The sequence below is a fragment of the Nocardia sp. NPDC004654 genome (assembly GCF_040609595.1).
GTDB lineage: Bacteria > Actinomycetota > Actinomycetes > Mycobacteriales > Mycobacteriaceae > Nocardia.
The window spans coordinates 319,564-336,215 of the sequence record NZ_JBEXKI010000007.1; the positions used below are offsets into that span (position 1 = coordinate 319,564).

The 16,652-nt window shown below is 69.3% G+C and carries 12 protein-coding genes; 10 read left to right on the plus strand and 2 right to left on the minus strand.

Translation table 11 applies throughout. The features are described 5' to 3' along the window. Positions 1 to 6: 6 nt before the first annotated feature. The 8 genes from metH to hisG all read left to right on the plus strand — a co-directional run bounded on the left by metH (position 7) and on the right by hisG (position 11,906). Positions 7 to 3,603 carry a methionine synthase gene (metH, locus tag ABZV58_RS24670; RefSeq protein WP_355002509.1) on the plus strand — a complete coding sequence of 1,199 codons (3,597 nt, stop codon included), beginning with the start codon at positions 7 to 9 and terminating at the stop codon, positions 3,601 to 3,603. A gap of 461 nt (positions 3,604 to 4,064) precedes the next feature. Beyond that, positions 4,065 to 5,759, plus strand: a complete 1,695-nt coding sequence (locus ABZV58_RS24675) for a serine/threonine-protein kinase (protein ID WP_355002510.1) — start codon at positions 4,065 to 4,067, stop codon at positions 5,757 to 5,759. Then, positions 5,756 to 6,436: an HAD-IA family hydrolase gene (locus ABZV58_RS24680; protein WP_355002511.1), complete on the plus strand. Its 681-nt coding sequence runs from the start codon at positions 5,756 to 5,758 to the stop codon at positions 6,434 to 6,436. The genes ABZV58_RS24675 and ABZV58_RS24680 overlap by 4 nt, the downstream gene beginning before the upstream one ends. A 428-nt stretch (positions 6,437 to 6,864) precedes the next feature. After that, complete coding sequence (locus ABZV58_RS24685) at positions 6,865 to 7,725, plus strand: arpA protein (protein WP_355002512.1); 861 nt, start codon at positions 6,865 to 6,867, stop codon at positions 7,723 to 7,725. 32 nt (positions 7,726 to 7,757) lie between these two features. Next, a complete protein-coding gene (locus ABZV58_RS24690) occupies positions 7,758 to 8,579 on the plus strand; it encodes a class I SAM-dependent methyltransferase (protein ID WP_355002513.1) in 822 nt (273 codons plus the stop codon). Positions 8,580 to 8,733: 154 nt separating this feature from the next. Further along, positions 8,734 to 10,548: a choline/carnitine O-acyltransferase gene (locus ABZV58_RS24695; RefSeq protein ID WP_355002514.1), complete on the plus strand. Its 1,815-nt coding sequence runs from the start codon at positions 8,734 to 8,736 to the stop codon at positions 10,546 to 10,548. Between the two features lie 117 nt (positions 10,549 to 10,665). Continuing rightward, a complete protein-coding gene (locus ABZV58_RS24700; RefSeq protein WP_355002515.1) occupies positions 10,666 to 10,929 on the plus strand; it encodes a phosphoribosyl-ATP diphosphatase in 264 nt (87 codons plus the stop codon). A 125-nt stretch (positions 10,930 to 11,054) separates the two neighbouring features. Beyond that, entirely contained in the window at positions 11,055 to 11,906 is an 852-nt protein-coding gene (hisG, locus tag ABZV58_RS24705; RefSeq protein ID WP_355002516.1) for an ATP phosphoribosyltransferase, read from the plus strand. Positions 11,907 to 12,069: 163 nt separating this feature from the next. Here hisG and ABZV58_RS24710 read toward each other — a convergent pair whose 3' ends face one another. Continuing rightward, the gene (locus ABZV58_RS24710; RefSeq protein WP_355002517.1) at positions 12,070 to 12,978 is read right to left on the minus strand and encodes a RecB family exonuclease; all 909 of its coding nucleotides are present in this window, start codon (positions 12,976 to 12,978) and stop codon (positions 12,070 to 12,072) included. Between the two features lie 82 nt (positions 12,979 to 13,060). Here ABZV58_RS24710 and ABZV58_RS24715 point away from each other — a divergent pair, with 82 nt between their 5' ends. Then, positions 13,061 to 13,894, plus strand: coding sequence for a tRNA (adenine-N1)-methyltransferase (locus ABZV58_RS24715; RefSeq protein WP_355002518.1), 834 nt, complete (start codon positions 13,061 to 13,063; stop codon positions 13,892 to 13,894). A 93-nt stretch (positions 13,895 to 13,987) separates the two neighbouring features. Here the strand turns inward: ABZV58_RS24715 and ABZV58_RS24720 are convergent, their stop codons facing one another. Further along, positions 13,988 to 14,521, minus strand: coding sequence for a hypothetical protein (locus tag ABZV58_RS24720; RefSeq protein WP_355002519.1), 534 nt, complete (start codon positions 14,519 to 14,521; stop codon positions 13,988 to 13,990). Between the two features lie 181 nt (positions 14,522 to 14,702). On the opposite strand from ABZV58_RS24720, the gene arc reads away from it, so the two are divergent. Next, on the plus strand, positions 14,703 to 16,463 hold the full coding sequence (arc, locus tag ABZV58_RS24725) for a proteasome ATPase (protein WP_355002520.1): 1,761 nt from the start codon (positions 14,703 to 14,705) through the stop codon (positions 16,461 to 16,463). Positions 16,464 to 16,652: the final 189 nt, after the last annotated feature.

Here is a 16,652-nt window from a genome sequence, read left to right on the forward strand (position 1 = left end):
GTACCCATGTCTGTGTCCAATTCCGCCGGGTTCGATACCACGCTTCTCGACACGCTCAGCCGGCGTGTCGTCATCGGTGACGGCGCGATGGGCACGATGTTGCAGGCGGCGGATCTGACCCTGGACGATTTCCGCGGGCTCGAGGGCTGCAACGAGATCCTCAACGAGACCCGGCCCGACGTGCTGCGCGACATCCATCGGGCGTACTTCGAGGCGGGCGCGGACGCGGTCGAGACCAACACCTTCGGCTGCAACCTGCCGAACCTGGCCGACTACGACATCTCGGACCGGATTCGCGATCTGTCCGAGCGCGGTACCCGTCTGGCCCGTGAAGTGGCCGACGAGATGGGCCCGAGCGAGGACGGCACGCCGCGGTACGTGCTGGGTTCGATGGGTCCCGGTACGAAGTTGCCGACGCTGGGGCACGCGCCGTACACGGTGTTGCGCGACGCCTACATCGAGGCGGCGCTGGGCATGCTGGAGGGCGGCGCGGACGCGATCCTGATCGAGACCTGCCAGGACCTGTTGCAGGTGAAGGCGGCGGTGACGGGCAGCAGGCGGGCGATGGAGCGCGCGGGCCGCCGGATCCCGATCATCACCCACGTGACGGTGGAGACGACCGGCACCATGCTGGTCGGCAGTGAGATCGGCGCGGCGCTGACCGCGCTCGAGCCGCTGGGCATCGACATGATCGGGCTGAACTGCGCGACCGGCCCCGACGAGATGAGCGAGCATCTGCGGCACCTGTCGCGGCACGCGAAGATCCCGGTGTCGGTGATGCCGAACGCGGGCTTGCCAGTGCTGGGCGCCAAGGGCGCCGAGTATCCGCTGACGCCCGAGGAGCTGGCTGTTTCCATGCGCCAGTTCGTCAGCGAGTTCGGGTTGGCGCTGGTCGGCGGGTGCTGCGGCACCACGCCCGAGCACATCCGCCAGGTGCGCGAGGCGGTGCGCGAGGTCGAGCCGACGCTGGCGCCGATCGTGGAGCGGCGCACGCCGGTGCACGAGCCGAGCGTGTCGAGCATGTACACGGCGGTGCCGTTCGAGCAGGACGCCTCGGTGATGATGATCGGCGAGCGCACGAATGCCAACGGCTCCAAGGCTTTCCGCGAGGCGATGCTCGCCGAGGATTGGCAGAAGTGCCTCGACATCGCCAAGGACCAGACGCGTGACGGCGCGCACATGCTGGATCTGTGCGTCGACTACGTCGGTCGCGACGGCACCAAGGACATGGAGGCGCTGGCTTCGCGCCTGGCGACCGCGTCGACCCTGCCGATCATGCTGGACTCCACCGAGACGCCGGTGCTGCAAGCAGGCTTGGAGCACTTGGGCGGCCGGTGCGCGGTCAACTCGGTGAACTACGAGGACGGCGACGGGCCGGAGTCCCGGTTCCAGCAGACCATGCGGCTGGTCGCCGAGCACGGCGCCGCGGTGGTCGCGCTGACCATCGACGAAGAAGGCCAGGCGCGCACCGCCGAGAAGAAGGTCGAGATCGCCGAGCGCCTGATCGCCGACATCACCGGCAACTGGGGTCTGGCCGAGTCCGACATCATCATCGACACCCTGACCTTCACCCTGGGCACCGGCCAGGAGGAGTCGCGCCGCGACGGCCTGGAGACCATCGAGGCGATCCGGGAACTCAAGCGCCGCCACCCGCAGGTGCAGACGACACTGGGTCTGTCGAACATCTCCTTCGGCCTGAACGCGGCCGCGCGGCAGGTGCTGAACTCGGTGTTCATGCACGAGTGCGTCCAGGCGGGGCTGGATTCGGCGATCGTGCACGCCTCCAAGATCCTGCCGATGAGCCGAATCCCGGACGAACAGCGCGAGACGGCGCTGGACCTGGTCTACGACCGGCGCGCCGAGGACTACGACCCGTTGCAGAAGTTGATGGCGTTGTTCGAGGGTGTCTCGACGTCGTCGTCCAAGGCCTCGCGCGCCGAGGAGCTGGCGGCGTTGCCGCTGTTCGAGCGGCTCGAGCGGCGCATCGTCGACGGCGAGAAGGCCGGGATGGACGCCGACCTGGACGCGGCGATGACCGAGGTGCCGCCGCTGCGGATCATCAACGAGACGCTGCTCGCGGGCATGAAGACCGTCGGTGAACTGTTCGGTTCCGGGCAGATGCAGCTGCCGTTCGTGTTGCAGTCCGCCGAGGTGATGAAGGCCGCGGTCGCCTACCTGGAGCCGCACATGGAGGCCACCGACGACTCCGGTAAGGGCCGTATCGTGCTGGCCACCGTCAAGGGCGACGTGCACGACATCGGCAAGAACCTGGTCGACATCATCCTGTCCAACAACGGCTACGAGGTGGTCAACCTCGGCATCAAGCAGCCGATCGCGACCATCCTCGATGCCGCGGTGGACAAGAAGGCCGACGTCATCGGCATGTCCGGGCTGTTGGTGAAGTCGACCGTGGTGATGAAGGAGAACCTCGAGGAGCTCAACGCCCGCGGTGTGGCCGATCAGTTCCCGGTGCTGCTCGGCGGGGCCGCGCTGACCCGCGCCTACGTCGAGAACGATCTGACCGAGGTCTACGAGGGCGATGTGCACTACGCCCGCGACGCGTTCGAGGGCCTGCGGTTGATGGACGACATCATGACCCGCAAACGCGGCGGCGGTCTCGACCCCGACAGTCCCGAGGCCGTGGCCGAACGGGAGAAGGCCGCCGAACGCAAGGCCCGCCACGAACGGTCCAAGCGGATCGCCGCCCAGCGCAAGGCCGCCGAGACCCCCGTGGTGGTGCCCGAGCGCTCGGACGTCGCCGCCGACCTGCCGGTGCCGGTGCCGCCGTTCTGGGGCACGCGGGTGATCAAAGGCCTGTCGCTGCACGAATACTCGGGCCTGCTCGACGAGCGGGCGCTGTTCCTCGGCCAGTGGGGTCTGCGCGGCCAGCGCGGCGGCGACGGGCCCTCCTACGAGGAACTGGTGGAAACCGAAGGCCGCCCCCGGTTGCGGGCCTGGCTGGACCGGCTCTCCACCGAGGGCGTGCTGCAGCACGCGGCGGTGGTCTACGGCTACTTCCCTGCGGTGTCGGAAGGCGACGAGGTCGTCGTGCTGACCGAACCCGATCCCGCCGCGCCGGAGCGGTACCGGTTCCGTTTCCCGCGCCAGCAGCGCGACCGGTTCCTGTGCATCGCCGACTTCCTGCGCTCGCGCGAACAGGCCGTGGCCACCGGCCAGGTCGACGTGCTGCCGTTCCAGTTGGTGACCATGGGCCAGCCCATCGCCGATTTCGCCAACGAACTCTTCGCCGCCGACAACTACCGCGACTACCTCGAGGTGCACGGCATCGGCGTCCAGCTCACCGAGGCGCTAGCCGAATACTGGCACCGCCGTATCCGCGAAGAACTCGTTCTGGAAGGGCATTCGGTCGCCGAATCCGACCCGGCCGACGTGCAGGACTACTTCAAGCTCGGCTATCGCGGGGCGCGCTACTCCTTCGGTTACGGCGCCTGCCCCGACCTCGAGGACCGCGCCAAGCTCGTCGACCTGCTCGAAGCCGATCGCATCGGCGTCGTGCTCTCCGAGGAACTCCAGCTACACCCCGAGCAGTCCACCGACGCCTTCGTCCTGCTGCATCCCGAGGCGAAGTACTTCAACGCCTGATCGGTTCGGCGCGAATGGCGGCGCGTCGCGGCGCCGCCATTCCCGCTGTCCGTGGCGCCCCCGGACCGGAGAGCTGTGATGGTGCTCACCGGGGTGATGGGCGGCGCTTGTCAGAGGGCTCCGCTCTGTTTCCTGCCGCTGACCTGCGGATAAGCGCGGAGCAACCGGCCGCCGAACGGTCGTGGCACAGATATCCGGTACCGGCGGGTACGCTCGAATGTTCGAGGCTACCCGGGTATTCGACCGTCCGGTCCGCGACAGCGGGTCGACGCGGCTGGAGTCTGTCGGGTGGGTATGCCATTGTCGACTAGTTGCAACTGCATCCGGAGCAGTCGGCGGATGCCGTTCGTCTCGCTGCTGACGGGTGCGAAGCACTTCGGAGCGTAGGGATTTCGCCGGAAACCCGCTGGGCGCGCCGGAGTGCTCGACGGCTCGGCGCACAGCAGGAGGGGCACGACCACATGACGGCGGATCGGTTGATCGCTGGACGGTATCGGCTGACGGATCCGATCGGCACCGGCGCGATGGGTGTGGTGTGGCGGGCGACCGACGTGCGACTGCGCCGCACCGTGGCGGTGAAACAGCTGCTGCTCGGCCCCGGGCTCTCCAAGGAGCAAGCGCTGGAGTCGAAACTGCGCGCGATGCGCGAGGGGCGGATCGCCGCCCGGCTGCACCACCCGAACGCGATCACCGTCTTCGACGTCGCCGAAGAGGACGGCCAGCCGTGGCTCGTCATGGAGTACATGAACGCGCCCAGCCTGGCGGCCAAGCTGTCCGGGCATCGCACCCTGTCGCCGATCGAGGTGGCCAAGATCGGCGCGCAGGCCGCCGCCGCGCTGGCCGCCGCGCACGACGCGGGCATCATGCACCGCGACGTGAAACCGGCCAACCTGCTCGTCGCCGACGACGGCACCGTGAAGATCACCGACTTCGGCATCTCCCGCGCCGTCGGCGACGTGACCGTTACCGCGACCGGATTCCTCGCGGGCACCCCCGCCTATCTCGCGCCGGAGGTGGCGCGCGGCGAGAACCCGGAACCGGCGTCCGATGTGTTCGCGCTCGGCTCCACGCTGTACGCCGCGGTGGAGGGCGCGCCGCCGTTCGGCGAGGGCGACAACGCACTGGCGGTGCTGCACGCCGTCGCGCGGGCCGACGTGCCCGAGCCGCGCCGCGCCGACGGGCTGGCGCCGGTGCTGATGCACCTGCTCGCCGCGAGCATCGACGCGCGCCCGACCATGCGCGAGGCGAAGGAGGCGCTGGAAGCCGTTGCGGCGGGCCGCGTTCCGGCATTGGCGACCGCACCGGTGATGACCAAGGTGCTGCCCGCGCCCGGGGCCGACGCGACCACTGTGCTCCCCACCTCCGCCGCCACCGCCAGCACCGGGAACGCCTCCGACGCCACCGAATTCGTGCCGAGCGCGGCGCTCGCCGCCGCGCCGTCGTCGTCGCCCAGCGGACCGTCCGGCGGCGGCACGCTGCCCGGCGCCACCGGTGGCGGCGCCGGGCCGAACAAACAGATCCTCGCCGTGATGGCCGCCGCGGCGGTCGTGCTGGTCGTGGTGGTGGCGTTCGTGCTGTCCTCCGGTGGGGACCGAAACGGATCGGACGATCCCACCGCGGCCCCGCCGCCGGGGACGAGCGAGGCGCTGCAGCCGCCGCCCGGCACCGGCGGTGATCCGACCGAAGAGCCCCAGGCCCAAGTGCCCACCGCCGCGCCGCAGAACAACGAGACCCCGACGGTCGTGCCCGCCACGCCGACCAGCAGCGCCGCGCCGTCGAGCAGCCCGAACAGTCCGACCAGCACCACGCGGCCGCCGACGACCACGATCACCACGACGCCGTTCGGGCCGCCGACGCCGGACCGGATCGCCCAGTTCATCCAGGGCTACTACGGCATGCTGCCCGGCAATGTGTCCGGCGCGTGGTCGCAGCTCGCGCCCGGCTACCAGTCCCAGACCGGCGGCTACAACTCCTACGCCTCGTTCTGGTCCACCATCCGCTCGGTCCAGGTCAACGGCATCACGCCGCGGGGCAACGACGGCGCCACCGTCTCGCTGACCTACGTGAAGACCAACGGTGCGGTGGATCGGGAGAACCGCTGGATCCAGGTCCGCCAGGACGGTGGCCGGATGGTCATCACCGGCTCCGGCGTGTGAGCGGGAATCACGTGCCGACGCGACTCACCGCGGTCCTGTGGGACATGGACGGGACACTGCTGGACTCGGAGAAGCTCTGGGACGTCGGGGTTCGCGAGCTGGCGGTGCGGCTCGGCAGCGTCCTGACCGACGAGATCCGGCACGCGCTCATCGGCGCGTCCGGCCCGAACGCCCTGCGCATCCTGTTCAACGGACTCGGACTGGATCCGACACCGGACGCGCTGCGCGATGCCGCGGGCTTCCTGGAGCGGCGCGTCACCGAACTGATGACCGGCCCCATCCCGTGGCGGCCGGGCGCCAAGGACGCGCTCGGCTTGGTCCGCGACGCGGGCCTGGCCTCGGCGCTGGTCACCAACACCAAGCGCTCGCTGACCGAGTACGGCCTGGACACCCTCGGCCGTGACTTCTTCGACGTCTCCGTCTGCGGTGACGAGGTGCCCGAGGGCAAACCCGAGCCCGACGTCTATCTGCGCGCCGCCGACCTGCTCGGCGTGCACCCGCGCGACTGCGTGGCGATCGAGGACTCGCCCACCGGCGCCCGCGCGGCGGCGGCCGCGGGCTGCGCGGTCCTGGTCGTGCCCTGTGAGATTCCGGTCCCGCACGCCCCTGGCCTCGCTTTCCGCGACACTTTGGTCGGCCTCACCCTCGCCGATCTGGAACAGACGCTCCGCGCCTGACGTCCCGCACGCATCCACCGCGGTACGTCCGCTTGCCGGGCGACCATCTGAGCCACGGTTGCATCCGGCCGGACTTCGAGAGAGGGCCTGACGTTCCGTGCGCGTCCGCCCCGCCGGCGGCCAGGTGCTGCCGTCGCGGGCAACCGAAGGCGAACCGGCTGACAACTTCGATCGTTGGCGTTCGTCGAATATCGTCCGGCGCAATGGGTCGTTCTGCGCGGCAGCGCGAGAGGTGCGGCGAAACCCCGATGTCGAGGTTGTCGCCGGGCACAAGACTGGTCGGTTCGATTGTGTGCTGAGCACCGGGGAATGCGTGGGAGTTACTGTGCCGCAACGCAAATGCGCGCAGATAGTAAGTGTGACTGCACTCACCGGCAACTTTTCCGAATCTCCGGGCGTGTCGTCGGGCGCTGCACCAAAATGACGCCATGGCTGCGACGGGAGTGTTGGACGAAATCGTCGACACCGCAAGGTATCCGCTGGAATCGCCGGGCTCGGCGGGGTGGCGCACGGCGGTCGACGCGGCGCGGGCCGACCTGGCCGACAGCGGCTGCACGGTGCTGCGCGAGTTCATCCGGCCCGAGCTCCTCGAGACGTTGCGCGCGCAGGGCGAGGACATCGCGCCGCACGCGCACTACGAGGTGGAGCGGGTCAACGCCTACAACATCCCGCTGGATACCGACCTGCCCGAAGATCATCCGGGCCGCATCGTGCTGGAGCGCGGCAACGCGTTCGTGCCGCGCGACCGCATCCCCGCCGACGCGCTGATCCACCGGCTCTACACCAGCGCCGCGTTCCAGCGCTTCGTCGCGGACTGCTTCGACCTGCCCGAGCTGCACGAATACGCCGACCCGCTGGCCGGGCTGTGCCTGAACGTGGTCGCCCCCGGCATGTCGCACCCGTGGCACTTCGACACCAACGAATTCACCGTCAGCATGCTCACCCAGCTGCCCGAAGCGGGTGGGACCTTCGAGTACTGCCCTGGCATCCGCTCGCCGCAGGCCGAGAACCTCGCCGACGTGCGCGACGTGCTGACCGGTTCCGGCGAGCGGCTTATCCGCAAGCTCGAGCTGTGCCCCGGCGACCTGCAACTGTTCCAGGGGCGCTTCTCGCTGCACCGGGTGTCCCCGGTTTCCGGTGGCAGGCAACGACATTCGGCGATCTTCGCCTACACCGACCGGCCAGGTGTCATCGGCACCGTGGAACGGACCCGCCAGCTGTTCGGTCGCGTCCTGCCCGAACACGTCGCCGAGGACCGCCTGGTCCGCGGCGACCGACTACTCGACTGAGCCCAGCTCGACCCCGAGAGGAACGAACACACGTGCCAGTACCCTTAGACACGACCGGGAAAGCCTCCTTCGACGACATCTACGACCGTCCCGATCCTCGCGAGTACTACGCACGGATGTCCCAGCTGGACTACCGCATACCCGACCTGGCGAAGCCGTTCTTCGAGCAGCAGATCCGGGAGTATCGCGCCTCCGCGCGCGTCGCGACGCCGACCGTGCTGGACATCGGCTGCTCCTACGGCGTGAACGCGGCGCTGCTGCGCTTCGACACCGGCATCGGCGAACTCGCCGCGCACTACCGCGACGCCGCCGACGCCGACCGCGACCGCCTCATCGCCGGCGATCGCGCCCGCCTCGCCGAGCGCGATCACCATCCCGACGTGCGCTTCGTCGGCATCGACGCCGCCCGCCCCGCGCTCGACTACGCGCGGGCCGCGGGATTGCTGCACGACACCGTGCACGCCGACCTCGAATCCGCCGATCCGACAGACGAACAGCGCGAGGTGCTCGCCGCCGCCGACATCGTCCTGTCGACCGGCTGTATCGGGTACGTCACCGAGAAGACCCTGCTGCGGATCGCCACCGCGCACCCGCGGCGCAGGCCGTGGATGGCGCACTTCGTGCTGCGCATGTTCGACTTCGACCCGATGGCCGAGGAACTCGCCGCGCTCGGCTACCGCACCGAGCGTGCGCCCGGCCTGTTCCAGCAGCGCAGGTTCGCCTCCGCCGACGAACAGCAGCGCGTGCTGAACACGCTGTCCGACAAGGGAATCGACACCCGAGGCCAGGAAGCCGACGGCTGGCTGTACGCGCACCTCTACCTGTCGCGGCCGGGCCCCAAAGGCCGCGCCTGAAGGTTTCGCACCGAAACACCGGCAGCCTCTTGTCGAAACTCGGCCTCGTCGCCGAGGATCTGTAGTGGAGCGACGCACTCCACACCCGCACGCACGGACGTTGTCTCGCCGTGCGCGTCTCACCCCATCGCACCCGAACCTCGAGGACTCCGACTTGACCGACCGCACCTTCGCCGCCGAAGACCACCTGCCCCGGGTACCGCTGCCGACACTGGAGGACAGCTGCGCCAGGTTCCTGGAATGGTGCACCCCGCTGCTCAGCGACGACGAAATCGCCACCACCGAGGCGGCGGTCGCCGACCTGCTCCGGCCGGACGGTCCGGGCCGGACGCTGCACGCGGCGCTGGCGGAGTACGACGCCACCCCCGGTGTCGGCAGCTGGCTCGACCTGTTCTGGCCGTCGCGCTATCTCGGCCGACGCGACCGAATCGCGTTGAACGCCAACTTCTTCTTCCTCTTCCGCGACGACACGCCGCTGGCCGCGTCCACCGCGGCCGATCAGGTGGAGCGGGCCGCGGCCATCGTCTCCGCGGCCGTGGACTACAAGCTGGCCCTCGACGAGGAAGCCGTCCCGCCGGTCACCCAGCGCGGGCAGCAGCTGTCCATGTGGCAGAACAAATACCTGTTCTCCGAGACCAGAATCCCCGGCGAACAGCAGGACACCGTGCGGGTGCCCTACAGCCCCGAGTGGCCCGGCCCCTCGCGGGAGCGGCACATCGTGGTGTTCTACCGCGGCAGCATGTTCCGGATGGACGTGATCGGCCAGGGCGGCGCGCCGTACTCCCTCGACGACCTCGCCGATGGTCTGCGCGCGGTGCTCAAGGCCGGGTCGCGTTCGGCGCGCACCGACACCGCCGTCGGTCACCTCACCACCAAAGCGCGCGCCGAATGGGCGGCGAGCCGAGCCGCGCTGCGCGCCGAACCCGCCAACGTCGCGGCGCTCGACACCATCGAGACCGCGCTGTTCTGTCTGTGCCTGGAGGACTTCACTCCGCGCGACACCCTGCACGCCTGCGATCAACTGCTGCACGGCGACAGCGCCAACCGCTGGTTCGACAAGGCGGTGTCGTTCATCGTCTTCGGCGACGGCCAGGCGGGCATCAACGTCGAGCACTGCGGGTTGGACGGCACCACCATCCTGTCGTTCGTGGACACCCTGCTGGAGACGCCCGCCGCCGAACACGCGCGGCGCTCGGGCGCCCAGGCGCAGGGACTGCCCGCCGTGGAGCCCATCGAGTTCACCCTCGACGCCGCGCTACGCACCGACATCGCGGCGGCGGGGGCGGCCTTCGCCACGTACGCGGCCGAAAATGCCACGCAGACGGTCTCTTTCGAGGATTTCGGCACCGCGCGAGCCAAGCAGCTCGGCATCTCGCCGGACGCCTTCGCTCAATTGAGCTACCAGCTCGCGCACCGGCGCAGCAAGGGCATCACCGGCGCCACCTACGAATCCATCGCGACCCGCCAGTACCGCAACGGCCGCACCGAGGCCATGCGGGTGGTGACGCCGGAGATGATCGCCTTCGTCGACACCATGCTGGACCCCGCCGCCGACACCGCCGCCCGCCTCGCGGCCGCGCGCACCGCCGCGGCCAAGCACGTCGAACGGGCCAAGCAGTGCCAGGCCGGTGACGCGCCGGAACAGCACCTGTGGGAGCTGGAGTGGATCCAGCGCCGTCGCGGCGCGGAACTCGGTGTCACCGAGCCGATTTCGCTCTACACCAGCCCCGGCTGGGTGATCATGCGCGACGACTACCTCAGCACCAGCTCCGCGCCTTCGGTCAACATCCAGTACTTCGGCTTCGGCTCGACCAGCCCGCGCTGCATCGGCGTCGCCTACGTGCTGCTGCCCGACCGCTGGAACCTCTACCTGGCCACGCCCAAGACGGTGGCCGACCAAATGTACGCGTTCGCCGATCACCTCCGCGAGGCGGTGCGCGAACTGGCGGAGCTGCTGGCGCCGGAGTGACCGGCGTCGAGCGGCCGCGCTGAGCCCAGCGTCCGCGCGGTGAGCGCGCGGGCCGTCCCGGTCCCGGGGTGGACCGGGACGGTAGCTGGGAATGCGCGTCTGAGAGAATGACCAGCCGTGAAGACTTTCGAAACCCTGTTCGCCGAGCTGCAGGATCGTGCCATCACCCGTCCCGAGGGTTCCGGCACCGTGGCCGCGCTGGACGCCGGTGTGCATACCCAGGGTAAGAAGGTGCTCGAGGAGGCGGGCGAGGTCTGGCTCGCCGCCGAACACGAGAGCGACGAATCGCTGGCCGAGGAAATCTCGCAGCTGCTCTACTGGGTCCAGGTGCTCATGGTGGGCCGGGGACTGAAGCTCGAAGACGTGTACCGACATCTGTGACGGTCGCGTCCATTCCGTAGTTTCGTTTCGCGCCGGAGCGGGTCAGGCCCGGAGGCGGCAGCGCAGCGTGACCACGGAGGGGCCCCCGCTCAGGCCAAGTCGAACACCGAAAGGACATCCACCCCATGCTGCGCGTCGCAGTCCCCAACAAAGGCGCCCTGTCCGAATCCGCGACCTCCATCCTGGCCGAGGCCGGATATCGCAAGCGCACCGATTCCCGCGACCTGAGCGTGCTCGATCCCGCGAACCAGGTCGAGTTCTACTTCCTGCGTCCCAAGGACATCGCCGTCTACGTCGGTTCCGGTGAACTCGATCTCGGCATCACCGGCCGCGATCTCGCGCTGGACTCCGGCGCGCCGGTGCAGGAGCGGATCGCGCTCGGTTTCGGCCGCTCCACCTTCCGCTACGCCGCCCCCGCGGGCCGGGAGTGGAACGTCGAGGACTTGCAGGACAAGCGCATCGCCACCTCCTACCCGAACCTGGTGCTCGCGGATCTGCGGCGCCGCGACATCGAGGCCGAGGTGATCCGCCTCGACGGCGCGGTCGAGATCTCCATCCAGCTCGGCGTCGCCGACGCCATCGCCGACGTGGTGGGCTCGGGGCGCACGCTGCGCCAGCACAACCTGGTCGCCTTCGGCGAGACCCTCTGCGATTCGGAGGGCGTGCTCATCGAGGCGGTCGGCTCGGACCAGAACGACCGGGCCCGCAACCAGCTCATCGCCCGCGTCCAGGGCGTGGTGTTCGCCCAGCAGTACCTGATGCTGGACTACGACTGCCCGAAGGACCTGCTCGAGCAGGCCGTGCGGATCACGCCGGGCCTGGAATCGCCGACCGTCTCCCCGCTGGCCGACGCCGGCTGGGTCGCGGTGCGCGCGCTGGTGCCGCGCGGCAAAGGCAACGCGGTGATGGACGAGCTCGCCGACCTCGGCGCCAAGGCCATCCTGGCCACCGACATCCGCTCCTGCCGGGCCTTCTGACCACGCCGGACGCCGGGCGGATATCGGAGTGCATCCGCCCGGCGGCTCCGCCGTCGCGGTGAATCTGCTTGTGGGCCTGGGCCTCTCGGCGCTGTCGTTCCGCGACTTCACGGCCTGAGCCGCGGGATGGCGCGGTGACGGTCTCGCCCGGGGTGTCGCCGGATCAGTCGGCGACGGCCTCGGCCAACGTCTCGCCCGGCGACTCGCCGTCGTCCTCCGGCCAGCCGGGGTACGGCGGCGGGGTGCCACCGAACGCCGGGCACAGTGGCTTGTAGTCGCAGTAGTTGCACAGCCAGCTGGTGGTCGGCGGGAACTCCCCGGTGCGACCCGCCTCGCGCACGGCCGTCCACAGCGCGGACAGGGTGCGTTCGAAGCGGCCGAGCTCCTCGGCGTCTGGCGCGTAGGTGAGGATCTGCCGGTCGGCCAGGTAGATCAGGCGCAGCTGGGCGGGCAGCGCGCCGCGGGTGCGCAGCACGACCAGCGCGTAGAACTTCAGCTGGAAGAGCGCTTTGGTCTCCTGCACGAGTCCGGGCGCGCGGCCGGTCTTGTAGTCGACCACCCGAAGCTCACCGGTCGGGGCCACGTCGATCCGGTCGACGTACCCGCGCAGCAACACGCCGTCGTCCAGCTCGACCTCCACCCGCGCCTCGCGGGACTCCGGTTCGAACCGGGTCGGGTCCTCCAGCTGGTAGTAGCTCTCGACCAGCGCGCGGACCTCCGCGAGAAACGGCGCGAGCCCGTCGGCCGGGATCAGCTCCGCCACCTCCGGCTGCGCCGCGAGCACCCTGGCCCACGCGGGCTCCACGAGAGCGTCGGCTCGCTCTGGTCCGCGCTCCATGGCGGGCAGCCCGTACAGGTCCTCGAGCACCGCGTGCACCACCGTGCCGCGCACCGCGTGCCGCGACGGCGGCTCGGGGATCCGGTCGATCGCCCGGAAGCGGTACTTCAGCGGACACTGCTTGAAATCCATTGCCCGCGAAGGCGACAGCGCGGGCCTGCGCCGCGCCGAGACGGCCTCGGACGGCTCGGTGGAGGCTGCGTCGGCAGGGGGCGTGGACACGGGCGCTGGCATACCTGGCAGGCTATCCGGCGGCACCGACACGCCGGTGCCGGACCGCGACGACAGCGCGACGACGAGCAGCGAACGGAGATTCATGACGGCCAGACGGACCGGGCCATTCACCACCGGGGACCGGGTGCAGCTGACCGATGCCAAGGGACGCCTCTACACGGTGATCTTGGAGCCGGGCAAGGAGTTCCACACCCACCGCGGCGGGATCAAGCACGACGATCTGATCGGCGCCGACGAAGGCAGCCTCGTGCACTCCACCAACGGCACCCCGTACCTCGCGTTGCGGCCGCTGCTCGTCGACTACGTGCTGTCCATGCCGCGCGGCGCGGCCGTCATCTATCCGAAGGACGCCGCGCAGATCGTGCACGAGGGCGATGTGTTCCCCGGCGCGCGCGTCCTGGAGGCCGGCGCGGGCTCCGGCGCGCTGACGTGTTCGCTGTTGCGCGCCGTTGGCCCGGAGGGCGAAGTCGTGTCCTACGAGATCCGCGAGGACCACGCCGAGCACGCCGTCCGCAACGTCGAACGGTTCTTCGGCGAACGTCCAGCTAACTGGAGTCTGACCGTCGGCGACGTCGCCGACTACACCGGCGACCCGGTGGACCGGGTGGTGCTGGACATGCTGGCGCCGTGGGACGCGCTGCCCGCGGTGTCCAAGGCGCTGGTGCCCGGCGGCGTCCTCATCGTGTACGTCGCGACCACCACCCAGCTGTCCAAGGTGGTCGAGGCGCTGCGCGAGCAGGAATGCTGGACCGAGCCGCGGTCCTGGGAGTCGATGGTCCGCGGCTGGCACGTCGTCGGCCTCGCCGTGCGCCCCGAACACCGCATGCAGGGCCACACGGCGTTCCTGGTGAGCGCGCGCAGGCTGGCCGAGGGCGTGGTCACCCCCAAGCCGCAACGCCGCCCCTCGAAGGGCTGAGGCGCCGCGACGCCCGTGCGGGAACCGGGTCCGCGCCGCCGTGCGCGGTCCGACGGAAGACCACGCACGGCCGGAGCGAAGGCGGGGGTACGCTCAGGGCGTGCAGGGCGCCTGCGCGAAGCCGAGCAGGGTGCACGCGGTGGCGTCCGAGAGCTTCCACTTGCCGTCGACATGCTGGAAGGTCATCGGCATGGCCGGCGCCGAGCCGTGCGGCGACGTGATGACGACCTGCGCGGTCGCGGTCTCGCCCTCGGTCTTGACGTCGGTGACCGCGAAGGTGAGCTGACCGTAGCCCGCGAGCAGCTGGTTCATCTGGTCGATGTTGGCGGTGCGCTTCTCGCCGTCGACGATCACGGCGGTCTTCTCGGACGTCAGCTTGCTCGGGTCGGCGACCAGTGCCAGGGTGGCCTGCAGATCCTCGGGCTTGGGCGCGTCGGCTCCCGCGTGGTCGTGGCCACCGGCCGCACCGGTGGTGGCGGCGGCCGAGGTGGTGGCCACCGCCGAGGTGGTGGTCGCGGCGGTGTCGGAGGAGTCGTCCGAGCCGCAGGCGGTGAGCCCGACCGTAACGGCGAGGGCGGCCGCGGCGGTAGCCACGGAAACACGCAGGGTCTTGGCGGGAAGGAGCATTCTCTAGCAACCTTTCGGCTTGGGCGTCGAGGGACCTCGCGCCTTGTCGGGTTAGGGCAGGCTAACATGGTTGCTCGGCCGCCGATCGCAGCACAGATGTGATCACGACGAAACCATGTCGGACAGCGAGAACGGTTCGCGCCCGGTAGCGTTGATAGACCGGGACTGGGAGGAGCAGCACATGAGCCCCATCGAGAATTCGGATTCGGCGGCCTGGAGAGAGCTCGAGGCGATACGCGCCGAGGCGGCTGCACTCCGGAGGCAACTCGCCGATTCGCCGGATCGCACACGGGAATTGGAAGCCCGCATCGATTCGCTGACCATTCGCAACACGAAGCTGATGGACACACTCAAGGAGGCGCGCCAGCAACTGGTCGCACTGCGCGAGGAGGTCGATCGGCTGGGTCAGCCGCCGAGCGGATACGGCGTTCTGATCGGCGTGTACGACGATCAGACGGTCGACGTGTTCACTTCGGGTCGCAAGATGCGGTTGACGTGTTCACCGAACATCGACACCGCGACCCTCGAGTACGGCCAGACCGTGCGTCTCAACGAGGCGCTGACGGTGGTCGAGGCGAGCACCTTCGATTCGGTCGGTGAGATCGGCACCTTGCGCGAGATCCTGGACGACGGTCGCCGCGCGCTGGTCGTCGGCCACGCCGACGAGGAGCGGGTGGTCTGGCTGGCCGGCCCGCTGGCCAAGGTCGCCGAGGTCGACGATCTGGACGACCCCGATTCCCCCATTCGCAAACTGCGGCCCGGTGATTCGCTGCTGGTCGACACCAAGGCGGGCTTCGCTTTCGAGCGGATTCCCAAGGCCGAGGTGGAAGACCTCGTGCTCGAGGAAGTCCCGGATGTCGACTACAACGACATCGGCGGTCTCGGACGCCAGATCGAGCAGATCCGCGACGCGGTGGAACTGCCGTTCCTGCACAAGGATCTGTTCCGCGAGTACGCGCTGCGTCCGCCCAAGGGCGTGCTGCTCTACGGTCCGCCCGGCTGCGGTAAGACGCTGATCGCCAAGGCGGTGGCCAACTCGCTGGCCAAGAAGATCGCCGAGGCGCGCGGTGAGGACGCCAAGGAAGCCAAGTCGTTCTTCCTGAACATCAAGGGCCCCGAGCTGCTCAACAAGTTCGTCGGCGAGACCGAGCGTCACATCCGGATCATCTTCCAGCGGGCGCGCGAGAAGGCCTCCGAGGGCACGCCGGTGATCGTGTTCTTCGACGAGATGGACTCGATCTTCCGCACCCGCGGCTCCGGCGTCTCCTCCGATGTGGAGACAACCGTTGTGCCGCAGCTGCTTTCGGAGATCGACGGCGTCGAGGGCCTGGAGAACGTCATCGTCATCGGCGCCTCCAACCGCGAGGACATGATCGACCCCGCGATCCTGCGGCCGGGCCGCCTGGACGTGAAGATCAAGATCGAGCGGCCGGACGCCGAATCGGCGCAGGACATCTTCTCCAAGTACCTGACCGAAGGACTGCCGCTGCACGCCGACGATCTCGAGGAGTTCGGCGGCGACAAGGGCGCCTGCATCCGCGCGATGATCGAACGGGTCGTCGACCGGATGTACGCCGAGAGCGAGGACAACCGCTTCCTGGAGGTCACCTACGCCAACGGTGACAAGGAAGTCCTGTACTTCAAGGACTTCAACTCCGGCGCCATGATCCAGAACATCGTGGACCGCTCCAAGAAGTACGCCATCAAGGCGGTGCTCGACACCGGCAACCCGGGTCTGCGCATCCAGCATCTCTACGATTCGATCGTGGACGAGTTCTCCGAGAACGAGGACCTGCCCAACACCACGAATCCCGATGACTGGGCCCGCATCTCGGGTAAGAAGGGCGAGCGCATCGTCTACATCCGCACCTTGGTCACCGGCAAGAACGCCAGTGCCAGCCGTGCGATCGACACGGAGTCGAACACGGGTCAGTACCTGTAGTTCGGGGGATATCGCGGGCCGTGTCTCCTCGTGGGGCGCGGCTCGCGTCGTGTCGGGCGAGCGCATCGTCTACATCCGGCTGCGTTGGATGCACCGGCAAGAACGCCAGTGCCAGCCGTGCGATCGACACGGAGTCGAACACGGGTCAGTACCTGTAGTTCGGGGGATATCGCGGGCCGTGTCTCCTCG